Source organism: Shigella sp. FJ200513 (genome assembly GCF_040495915.1).
In the GTDB taxonomy this organism is placed as follows: domain Bacteria; phylum Pseudomonadota; class Gammaproteobacteria; order Enterobacterales; family Enterobacteriaceae; genus ECMA0423.
This window is the reverse complement of the sequence record NZ_JBDYCV010000125.1, coordinates 1-9,753: the sequence shown is the minus strand read 5'-3', so window position 1 is coordinate 9,753 and position 9,753 is coordinate 1. Positions and strand designations below refer to the sequence as shown.

The following is a 9,753-nucleotide window of genomic DNA, read 5'->3' as shown; positions in this document are numbered from 1 at the left end:
ACAGATGTCACCGACAGAATATGAAAACCAGTATTATCAACGGCTCGGAAGTGTCTAGATTATCCGTGGCGATTCATAGCTTGAGCTACTCTCACTTCAACAACGACCTGTCTGCAACCATGAGCAACGGTACTTACGTTGACGGTAGCACCAACTCCGACGCTTGGGGCTTCGGTTTGAAAACCGGTTACGACTTCAAACTGGGTGATGCTGGTTACGTGACTCCTTACGGCAGCATTTCTGGTCTGTTCCAGTCTGGTGATGACTACCAGCTGAGCAACGACATGAAAGTTGACGGTCAGCCTTACGACAGCATGCGTTATGAACTGGGTGTAGATGCAGGTTATACCTTCACCTACAGCGAAGATCAGGCTCTGACTCCGTACTTCAAACTGGCTTACGTCTACGACGACTCTAACAACGATAACGATGTGAACGGTGATTCCATCGATAACGGTACTGAAGGGTCTGCGGTACGTGTTGGTCTGGGTACTCAGTTCAGCTTCACCAAGAACTTCAGCGCCTATACCGATGCTAACTACCTCGGTGGTGGTGACGTAGATCAAGACTGGTCCGCGAACGTGGGTGTTAAATATACTTGGTAATATTCTTCACTCCGAAGAAATACTGGTAATTTAATCTAAATAATGCCCGTCAAGGATTTGACGGGCATTACTGCAAAGGACGCGCAAATGTTATCTGTAGTTAAACCTCTTCAGGAATTTGGTAAGCTCGATAAATGTTTGTCCAGATACGGTACGCGCTTCGAGTTTAATAATGAAAAGCAAGTTATATTTTCCAGTGATGTCAATAACGAAGATACTTTCGTTATTTTAGAAGGAGTTATCTCTCTGCGTAGAGAAGAAAACGTACTTATCGGTATTACCCAGGCTCCTTATATTATGGGGCTGGCTGATGGTTTAATGAAAAACGATATACCATACAAATTAATATCAGAAGGAAATTGTACGGGATATCATCTACCAGCCAAACAAACCCGCGCAACATTATTATCAATGATTGACTGGAATGAAGAATTGCGATCACGTATTGGTGTGATGAATTATATCCATCAACGTACACGCATATCGCGTTCTGTCGTCGCAGAAGTTCTCGCTGCTTTGCGTAAAGGCGGCTATATCGAAATGAATAAAGGCAAACTGGTCGCTATCAACCGTTTGCCTTCAGAGTATTAATCAGGATGCGGGGATAACCAACGGTTTATTCCCGCTTAGCTCGGTCACCAGATCATTGATGCCATCGCTCATATTTTTAAAGCGCGTCAACGGCGAACGAGTGACCACCACAAACGCGCCAATATTCTTCTGCGGGATCATCGCCATATAGGTAATGAAACCGCCACCACCGCCTGTCTTCTGAATAATCCTCGGACGACCCTCTTTCGGGGCCATATATACCCAGCCTAAACCAAGCGCATCCGCTTTGCCGGGGACATCCATGCCAATCACTTTCGTAAACTGCGCGCGCTGATAAATCAACGTCTGCATGCGATCTGCCTGGTTACTGCGCTGATAAAAATCAGATGACAAATACTGCTGCATCCAGCGCATCATATCGCCAGGCGTGGAATAGACGCCGCCGCTGCCAATTGCCGCCAGCGTGTTATTGCACGGACTGGCACCGCGCTCAGCAACCATTAAACGGCGGCACTGATCCGGTGAGGGGGTGTAGGTGGTGTCTTTCATCCCCAATGGATGGGTAATCTGCTCTTCAAACAACTGGGTATAAGGCTTGCCGGACGCATTCGCCAGTGCATCTGCCAGCAGGTCGAACGCAAGGTTAGAGTACGCCGCCTGACTGCCTGGCGCGGCTTTCAGCTTCGCCGTAGAAAGGTATTTCCAGCGTTGCTCGCGCGTTGGCCAGACAAACACCGGACGATGTGCCGCGCCACCGGGCTGTTCACGGGGCAGGGCGCTGGTATGGGTTGCCAGATTCACTAGGGTAATGGGCGTCCCATTGTAGGTCGGCACGCGTGCGCCTGGCGGAGCATATTTACTTAGCGGATCGTTTAACTTTACGGTCCCCTGGTCGAGCAATTTCACCAGCATTTCACTGGTCATTAGTTTGGTGAGGGAAGCAATACGCACGACCGAATCCAGCTGCGGGCGAACGTTATTACCAGGTCGCGTTTCACCATAACTACGAAAGACGCGCTGGTTACCGTCGATAACAACCAGCGCCATCCCCGTGGCACCGCTGCCGTAAAAAATATGATCGGCATAACGATCGACAATATCAGAGGCAAACTCCGGTTCAGTGATCGGCTGCGCCGCATGGACGGAGGTCAATGACGCCGCACACAGCACGGCAGAAAAAAGCAGACTACGTTTCAACGGTGGTGTCCATAGATTGAATGAAGGTAACTGAGCGTATTTATACTACTCATTGATGGATTGCAAAGGGCGAATTAGTGCAATAATAGTGTTAAAAACGTAACGGCGCGTAAACACGATCTTTTTCCTGCTCACCAATGCCTGCATTTGTGATCCTGCGCGTGTTAATCCGCTTATGTAAACAATCTTTGGTTTGTGAAATCCGTCGAAACAATTCTTATGGTCAGGCTGGCGAACTAAGCGCCTTGCTATGGGTCACAATGGGCGGTTTCATTTGGCTGACGCTTTGTAGCGGTCATGCGGTTAATACACAGCAGTTGTTAAAACGATAAGAAGTTAGCAGGAGTGCATATGTTTAAGTCTTTTTTCCCAAAGCCGGGAACGTTTTTTCTCTCGGCCTTTGTTTGGGCATTGATTGCCGTTATCTTCTGGCAAGCCGGTGGGGGTGACTGGGTGGCACGTATCACCGGCGCTTCCGGGCAGATCCCGATTAGCGCCGCGCGTTTCTGGTCGTTGGATTTCCTGATTTTTTACGCTTACTACATTGTTTGCGTAGGACTTTTTGCATTTTTCTGGTTTATCTACAGCCCGCACCGTTGGCAATACTGGTCAATACTCGGTACTGCGCTGATTATCTTCGTCACTTGGTTTTTGGTGGAAGTCGGGGTCGCCGTCAACGCCTGGTATGCGCCGTTCTATGATCTGATTCAAACCGCGCTAAGTTCGCCGCATAAAGTCACTATCGAACAATTTTACCGCGAAGTGGGCGTCTTTCTGGGGATTGCGCTGATCGCGGTGGTGATCAGTGTACTGAACAACTTCTTTGTCAGTCACTACGTGTTCCGCTGGCGTACGGCGATGAACGAATATTACATGGCGAACTGGCAACAACTGCGTCATATCGAAGGTGCCGCACAGCGTGTGCAGGAAGACACCATGCGTTTTGCTTCAACGCTGGAGAATATGGGCGTCAGTTTTATCAACGCCATCATGACGTTGATCGCCTTCCTGCCGGTGCTGGTAACGCTCTCCGCGCATGTGCCGGAGCTGCCGATTATCGGGCACATTCCGTATGGTCTGGTGATTGCCGCTATCGTCTGGTCGCTGATGGGGACCGGATTGCTGGCAGTGGTAGGGATCAAACTGCCGGGGCTGGAGTTTAAAAACCAGCGAGTAGAGGCCGCCTACCGTAAAGAGCTGGTTTATGGTGAAGACGATGCCACGCGCGCGACGCCGCCTACGGTACGCGAGCTGTTTAGCGCCGTACGGAAAAACTATTTTCGCCTCTATTTTCACTATATGTATTTCAACATCGCCCGCATTCTCTATTTGCAGGTCGATAACGTTTTCGGTTTGTTCTTGCTGTTTCCGTCAATTGTTGCCGGTACGATTACGCTCGGCCTGATGACGCAGATTACCAACGTTTTTGGTCAGGTTCGCGGTGCTTTCCAGTACCTGATTAACTCATGGACCACACTGGTTGAGTTGATGTCTATCTACAAACGTCTGCGCAGCTTTGAACATGAGCTGGATGGTGACAAAATTCAGGAAGTAACCCATACCTTGAGCTAAAAAGGAGAAGTAATGTCGCGCGTCAATCATCTATCTTCGCTGTCATTGTTGGCGGTTCTGGTTTTAGCGGGGTGTAGTAGTCAGGCTCCGCAACCGTTGAAAAAGGGCGAAAAAGCGATAGATGTAGCGAGCGTCGTGCGGCAGAAGATGCCTGCGAGCGTGAAAGACCGCGATGCCTGGGCGAAAGATCTCGCCACCACCTTTGAAAGTCAGGGGCTGGCACCGACGCTGGAAAACGTCTACTCGGTGCTGGCGGTGGCGCAGCAGGAGTCAAATTATCAGGCAGATCCGGCCGTTCCGGGCTTAAGCAAGATCGCCTGGCAAGAGATTGACCGTCGTGCTGAACGGATGCACATTCCTGCTTTTCTGGTTCATACCGCGCTAAAAATCAAATCGCCAAACGGCAAAAGTTATAGCGAACGGTTAGATTCGGTGCGTACAGAAAAGCAATTGAGCGCGATTTTTGACGATCTGATCAGCATGGTACCAATGGGGCAGACGCTGTTTGGTTCGCTTAATCCGGTGCGCACCGGTGGGCCGATGCAGGTCAGCATTGCTTTTGCCGAACAGCATACCAAAGGGTATCCGTGGAAAATGGACGGTACAGTTCGTCAGGAAGTCTTCAGTCGCCGCGGCGGGTTGTGGTTTGGTACTTACCATTTACTGAATTATCCCGCCAGCTATAGCGCACCGATATACCGCTTTGCTGATTTTAACGCTGGCTGGTACGCCAGCCGTAATGCCGCGTTTCAGAACGCAGTCAGTAAGGCCAGCGGCGTGAAGCTGGCACTGGACGGTGATTTAATTCGTTACGACAGTAAAGAACCCGGGAAAACCGAACTGGCAACGCGCAAACTGGCGGGAAAACTGGGGATGAGCGACAGCGAAATTCGCCGTCAGTTAGAGAAAGGTGACAGCTTCTCTTTTGAGGAGACGGCGCTGTACAAGAAAGTTTATCAACTTGCCGAAGCGAAAACGGGTAAATCACTACCCCGCGAAATGTTGCCTGGCATTCAACTGGAAAGCCCGAAAATCACCCGCAACCTGACTACGGCCTGGTTTGCGAAGCGCGTAGACGAACGGCGGGCGCATTGTATGAAACAGTGATCAAACAGGAATGTCAGGCCAGATAAGGCGTTTCAGGCCGCATCTGGCAACGTAAATTTTACTGGCGGCGATGTCGCCAGTGCAGCCATAGCGCCACCACTGCAAAAATGAGGCAGCCTGCTAAAAACGGGATCAGCCCGAAAATGGTGCCGACACCTAAACCAATTTCCACCCGTGGGCGACCTGTTTCCTGGACCTGCATTAAACGCTCATAGACGCCGGGCGCATGCACTAACAGGTTCAGCAATTGCGCCCCAGCCCAAAAGCAAAACAGCACAAACAACGCATAGGCAATGTTGCCAGGCGTTGAAGAGGCATTGCGATATTTTCCGCTAAACAGCGATTTTGACAGGGTGAAATCAGCCATAAAAACCTCCGGAAGTCATCTGCTTCTCTTCTGGTGTGATACCAGCGGCTTATGGCAAGTCTGACAGGTCATTTAGATTGTCAATATCAGAATCATGGTAAATTGATGTTGGGAATATTCCCGAAGCGTGAATCTTCGTTGTGAGTCACAAAATGGCAACCTTAAGTTAAATTTATTAATAATTACGAAAATGTTGTCTACACCACAGACGGTTGTTACAGAATATGCAAGGATGTTGTTTTTCGTTAACGGAGCTGCCATGAATCTGCCTGTAAAAATCCGCCGTGACTGGCACTACTATGCGTTCGCCATTGGCCTTATATTCATTCTTAATGGCGTGGTGGGGGTACTGGGATTTGAAGCAAAAGGTTGGCAGACCTATGCCGTCGGTCTGGTGACGTGGGTGATTAGTTTCTGGCTGGCGGGGTTGATTATTCGTCGTCGCGATGAAGAAACTGAAAACGCCCAATAAGAATATTATCGGGCGTTAAAATATTACATTGTGGTTTTCAATGCGTTATCCGCAGCGTGACGCTCCAGCGCCAGCTCAATCAAACGTGTGATCAGATCGGTGTAACCCAGACCGCTGGCTTGCCACAGCTTCGGATACATACTGATGTTGGTGAAGCCAGGCAGTGTGTTGATCTCGTTGATCACCACTTCGTTCTCTGGGGTTAAAAACACGTCTACACGCGCCATGCCTGCGCATCCCAACGTCTGATAAGCCTGAACGGCAATCGCCCGGATCTTATCGTTGATCTCTGGTGCAATGGCTGCCGGAACTACCACTTTCGCGCCATCTTCGTCAATGTACTTGGTGTCGTAGGCATAGAAATCGCTGGTGAGTACGATCTCGCCACAGGTGCTGGCTTGCGGATTGTCGTTGCCCAGAACTGCGCATTCGATCTCACGACCTTTGATCCCTTGCTCAACGATCACTTTATGATCGAACTCGAACGCCAGATCGACGGCAATTGCGTACTGTTCTTCACTGGTTACTTTGCTGACACCAACAGAAGAGCCCTGATTAGCCGGTTTTACAAACAGTGGTAACCCCAGTTTAGACTCCACTTCGGCAAAACTGATGTTGTGACGATTAGCGCGCGTCAGGGTAATAAATGGCGCAATGTTCAGCCCGGCATCGCGTAGCAGACGTTTGGTGACATCTTTATCCATACAGGCTGCTGAAGCCAGAACATCAGAACCTACAAACGGTAAATTGGCGACCCGCAGCATTCCCTGCAAGGAACCATCTTCGCCCAGCGTACCGTGGACAATCGGGAAAATGACATCCACCGTCGGCAACGGCTGACCGTTTTGCGCGTCGATAAGCTGATGCTCATGTTTACCTGGCACCTGCGCAAGGCTGGTCGCCGAAGGGCGCAACGCAATATGGGCAGGATCGTCTGCATTTAGCAGATAATTGCTGGCATCGCTGACGTGCCATTGCCCTTGTTTATCAATGCCCAGCAGCACAACGTCGAAGCGACTTTTATCAATGGCATCGACAATGTTTTTTGCCGATTGCAGAGACACTTCATGTTCCGCTGATTTACCACCAAAAACGATTCCTACCCGCAGTTTTTCCATCTTAAAAACCTATCCCGTCTAACACAAAGTGCATACATTACCACGACAAAACGGGGGATTCGCGGCCTTCTGAAAGATTGTTGCAATCTTCTGCTGACAAAGCGTGCAACGTACTGGTGAAGAAAGTGCGTTATCTCAAAGATGTGCGCAAGATCACAAAAATGATGAACGGGAAGCTAATTTATTCCTGGCTTAAATGGCAATGCGGTGAGTTTTTTTCTCTTAATTATAAGTTAACGAAGAGAATATATTTCATAGCTTTTATTTATAATAAAGGTTGATAATTAAAAGCCTATATTTTGTGTGGGTAATTATTTAAATAAGAGAAACGTTTCGCTGGCAATCAAACAAAAAATATTTGCGCAAAGTATTTCCTTTGTCATAAAAATAATACTTCCAGACACTATGAAGTTGTGAAACATAATGTTAACTTCTCCATACTTTGGATAAGGAAATACAGACATGAAAAATCTCATTGCTGAGTTGTTATTTAAGCTTGCCCAAAAAGAAGAAGAGTCGAAAGAACTGTGTGCGCAGGTAGAAGCTTTGGAGATTATCGTCACTGCAATGCTTCGCAATATGGCGCAAAATGACCAACAGCGGTTGATTGATCAGGTAGAGGGGGCGCTGTACGAGGTAAAGCCCGATGCCAGCATTCCTGACGACGATACAGAGCTGCTGCGCGATTACGTAAAGAAGTTATTGAAGCATCCTTGTCAGTAAAAAGTTAATCTTTTCAACAGCTGTCATAAAGTTGTCACGGCCGAGACTTATAGTCGCTTTGTTTTTATTTTTTAATGTATTTGTACATGGAGAAAATAAAGTGAAACAAAGCACTATTGCACTGGCACTCTTACCGTTACTGTTTACCCCTGTGACAAAAGCCCGGACACCAGAAATGCCTGTTCTGGAAAACCGGGCTGCTCAGGGCGATATTACTGCACCCGGCGGTGCTCGCCGCTTAACGGGTGATCAGACCGCCGCTCTGCGTGATTCTCTTAGCGATAAACCTGCAAAAAATATTATTTTGCTGATTGGCGATGGGATGGGGGATTCGGAAATTACTGCCGCACGTAATTATGCCGAAGGTGCGGGCGGCTTTTTTAAAGGTATCGATGCCTTACCGCTTACCGGGCAATACACTCACTATGCGCTGAATAAAAAAACTGGCAAACCGGACTACGTCACCGACTCGGCTGCATCAGCAACCGCCTGGTCAACCGATGTCAAAACCTATAACGGCGCGCTGGGCGTCGATATTCACGAAAAAGATCACCCAACGATTCTGGAAATGGCAAAAGCCGCAGGTCTGGCGACCGGTAACGTTTCTACCGCAGAGTTGCAGGATGCCACGCCCGCTGCGCTGGTGGCACATGTGACTTCGCGCAAATGCTACGGTCCGAGCGCGACCAGTGAAAAATGTCCGGGTAACGCTCTGGAAAAAGGCGGAAAAGGATCGATTACCGAACAGCTGCTTAACGCTCGTGCCGACGTTACGCTTGGCGGCGGCGCAAAAACCTTTGCTGAAACGGCAACCGCTGGTGAATGGCAGGGAAAAACGCTGCGTGAACAGGCACAGGCGCGTGGTTATCAGTTGGTGAACGATGCTGCCTCACTGAATTCGGTGACGGAAGCGAATCAGCAAAAACCCCTGCTTGGCCTGTTTGCTGACGGCAATATGCCAGTGCGCTGGCTAGGGCCGAAAGCAACGTACCACGGCAATATCGATAAGCCCGCAGTCACCTATACGCCTAATCCGCAACGTAATGACAGTGTACCAACCCTGGCACAGATGACCGACAAAGCCATTGAATTGTTGAGTAAAAATGAGAAAGGATTTTTCCTGCAAGTTGAAGGTGCGTCAATCGATAAACAGGATCACGCTGCGAACCCTTGTGGGCAAATTGGCGAGACGGTCGATCTCGATGAAGCCGTACAACGGGCGCTGGAATTCGCTAAAAAGGAGGGTAACACGCTGGTCATAGTCACCGCTGATCACGCCCACGCCAGCCAGGTTGTTGCGCCGGATACCAAAGCGCCGGGCCTCACTCAGGCGCTAAATACTAAAGATGGCGCAGTGATGGTGATGAGTTACGGGAATTCCGAAGAGGATTCACAAGAACATACCGGCAGTCAGTTGCGTATTGCGGCGTATGGCCCGCATGCCGCCAATGTTGTTGGACTGACCGACCAGACCGATCTCTTCTACACCATGAAAGCCGCTCTGGGGCTGAAATAAAACTGCGCCCGGCAGTGAATTTTCGCTGCCGGGTGGTTTTTTTGCTGTTAGCAACCAGACTTAATGGCAGATCACGGGCGCAAACGCTCATGGTTAAAACATGAAGAGGGATGGTGCTATGAAAATAACATTACTGGTTACCTTGCTTTTTGGTCTGGTTTTTTTAACCACCGTCGGCGCTGCCGAGAGAACCTTAACCCCACAACAACAGCGTATGACCTCCTGTAATCAGCAGGCGACGGCGCAGGCGTTGAAAGGGGATGCTCGTAAGACCTACATGAGTGATTGCCTGAAGAACAGCAAGTCTGCGCCTGGTGAAAAAAGTTTGACGCCACAGCAGCAAAAGATGCGTGAATGTAATAATCAAGCAACGCAACAAGCTCTGAAAGGTGATGATCGTAATAAGTTTATGAGTGCCTGCCTCAAGAAAGCCGCCTGATACCTGATTGAACCGCCCCGGGTTTCCTGGAGAGTGTTTTATCTGTGAACTCAGGCTGCCAGATCATCGTTTCCGATGGAAGCAT

12 protein-coding genes are annotated in these 9,753 nt (G+C 49.3%); 9 read left to right on the top strand and 3 right to left on the bottom strand.

What is annotated here, in order from left to right:
* Together ABZJ92_RS18730 and ABZJ92_RS18725 are read left to right on the top strand one after the other, a co-directional pair.
* The coding region (locus ABZJ92_RS18730) for an autotransporter outer membrane beta-barrel domain-containing protein (RefSeq protein WP_250543925.1) at nucleotides 1-605 on the top strand (605 nt) is incomplete at its 5' end.
* An 87-nt stretch (nucleotides 606-692) separates the two neighbouring features.
* Nucleotides 693-1,196 carry a helix-turn-helix domain-containing protein gene (locus ABZJ92_RS18725; protein ID WP_000953938.1) on the top strand — a complete coding sequence of 168 codons (504 nt, stop codon included), beginning with the start codon at nucleotides 693-695 and terminating at the stop codon, nucleotides 1,194-1,196.
* Here ABZJ92_RS18725 and ampH read toward each other — a convergent pair whose 3' ends face one another.
* A complete protein-coding gene (gene ampH, locus ABZJ92_RS18720; RefSeq protein WP_000830735.1) occupies nucleotides 1,197-2,354 on the bottom strand; it encodes a D-alanyl-D-alanine-carboxypeptidase/endopeptidase AmpH in 1,158 nt (385 codons plus the stop codon). It lies immediately after the preceding gene.
* A gap of 351 nt (nucleotides 2,355-2,705) precedes the next feature.
* On the opposite strand from ampH, the gene sbmA reads away from it, so the two are divergent.
* Both sbmA and yaiW read left to right on the top strand, forming a co-directional pair.
* Nucleotides 2,706-3,926, top strand: coding sequence for a peptide antibiotic transporter SbmA (sbmA, locus tag ABZJ92_RS18715; protein WP_001342332.1), 1,221 nt, complete (start codon nucleotides 2,706-2,708; stop codon nucleotides 3,924-3,926).
* A gap of 12 nt (nucleotides 3,927-3,938) precedes the next feature.
* Nucleotides 3,939-5,033 (top strand): surface-exposed outer membrane lipoprotein YaiW, encoded by a 1,095-nt coding sequence (gene yaiW, locus ABZJ92_RS18710; protein WP_025745404.1) that lies wholly within the window; start codon nucleotides 3,939-3,941, stop codon nucleotides 5,031-5,033.
* A gap of 58 nt (nucleotides 5,034-5,091) precedes the next feature.
* Here the strand turns inward: yaiW and ABZJ92_RS18705 are convergent, their stop codons facing one another.
* Nucleotides 5,092-5,400 carry a YaiY family protein gene (locus ABZJ92_RS18705; RefSeq protein ID WP_000763148.1) on the bottom strand — a complete coding sequence of 103 codons (309 nt, stop codon included), beginning with the start codon at nucleotides 5,398-5,400 and terminating at the stop codon, nucleotides 5,092-5,094.
* A 259-nt stretch (nucleotides 5,401-5,659) separates the two neighbouring features.
* Between ABZJ92_RS18705 and ABZJ92_RS18700 the strand changes: the two genes are divergently transcribed.
* Nucleotides 5,660-5,872, top strand: coding sequence for a DUF2754 domain-containing protein (locus tag ABZJ92_RS18700; RefSeq protein ID WP_001599861.1), 213 nt, complete (start codon nucleotides 5,660-5,662; stop codon nucleotides 5,870-5,872).
* A gap of 23 nt (nucleotides 5,873-5,895) precedes the next feature.
* On the opposite strand, the gene ddlA is transcribed toward ABZJ92_RS18700, so the two are convergent.
* Complete coding sequence (ddlA, locus tag ABZJ92_RS18695) at nucleotides 5,896-6,990, bottom strand: D-alanine--D-alanine ligase (RefSeq protein ID WP_000413677.1); 1,095 nt, start codon at nucleotides 6,988-6,990, stop codon at nucleotides 5,896-5,898.
* A 77-nt stretch (nucleotides 6,991-7,067) separates the two neighbouring features.
* Between ddlA and ABZJ92_RS18690 the strand changes: the two genes are divergently transcribed.
* From ABZJ92_RS18690 to psiF, 4 genes are all read left to right on the top strand, one after another.
* Complete coding sequence (locus ABZJ92_RS18690; protein ID WP_023517632.1) at nucleotides 7,068-7,271, top strand: hypothetical protein; 204 nt, start codon at nucleotides 7,068-7,070, stop codon at nucleotides 7,269-7,271.
* A gap of 181 nt (nucleotides 7,272-7,452) precedes the next feature.
* Nucleotides 7,453-7,713, top strand: a complete 261-nt coding sequence (gene iraP, locus ABZJ92_RS18685) for an anti-adapter protein IraP (RefSeq protein WP_000792969.1) — start codon at nucleotides 7,453-7,455, stop codon at nucleotides 7,711-7,713.
* Nucleotides 7,714-7,813: 100 nt separating this feature from the next.
* Nucleotides 7,814-9,229 (top strand): alkaline phosphatase, encoded by a 1,416-nt coding sequence (gene phoA, locus ABZJ92_RS18680; RefSeq protein ID WP_005053287.1) that lies wholly within the window; start codon nucleotides 7,814-7,816, stop codon nucleotides 9,227-9,229.
* 118 nt (nucleotides 9,230-9,347) lie between these two features.
* The gene (gene psiF, locus ABZJ92_RS18675) at nucleotides 9,348-9,668 is read left to right on the top strand and encodes a phosphate starvation-inducible protein PsiF (RefSeq protein ID WP_005053289.1); all 321 of its coding nucleotides are present in this window, start codon (nucleotides 9,348-9,350) and stop codon (nucleotides 9,666-9,668) included.
* The last annotated feature ends 85 nt before the right edge of the window (nucleotides 9,669-9,753 follow it).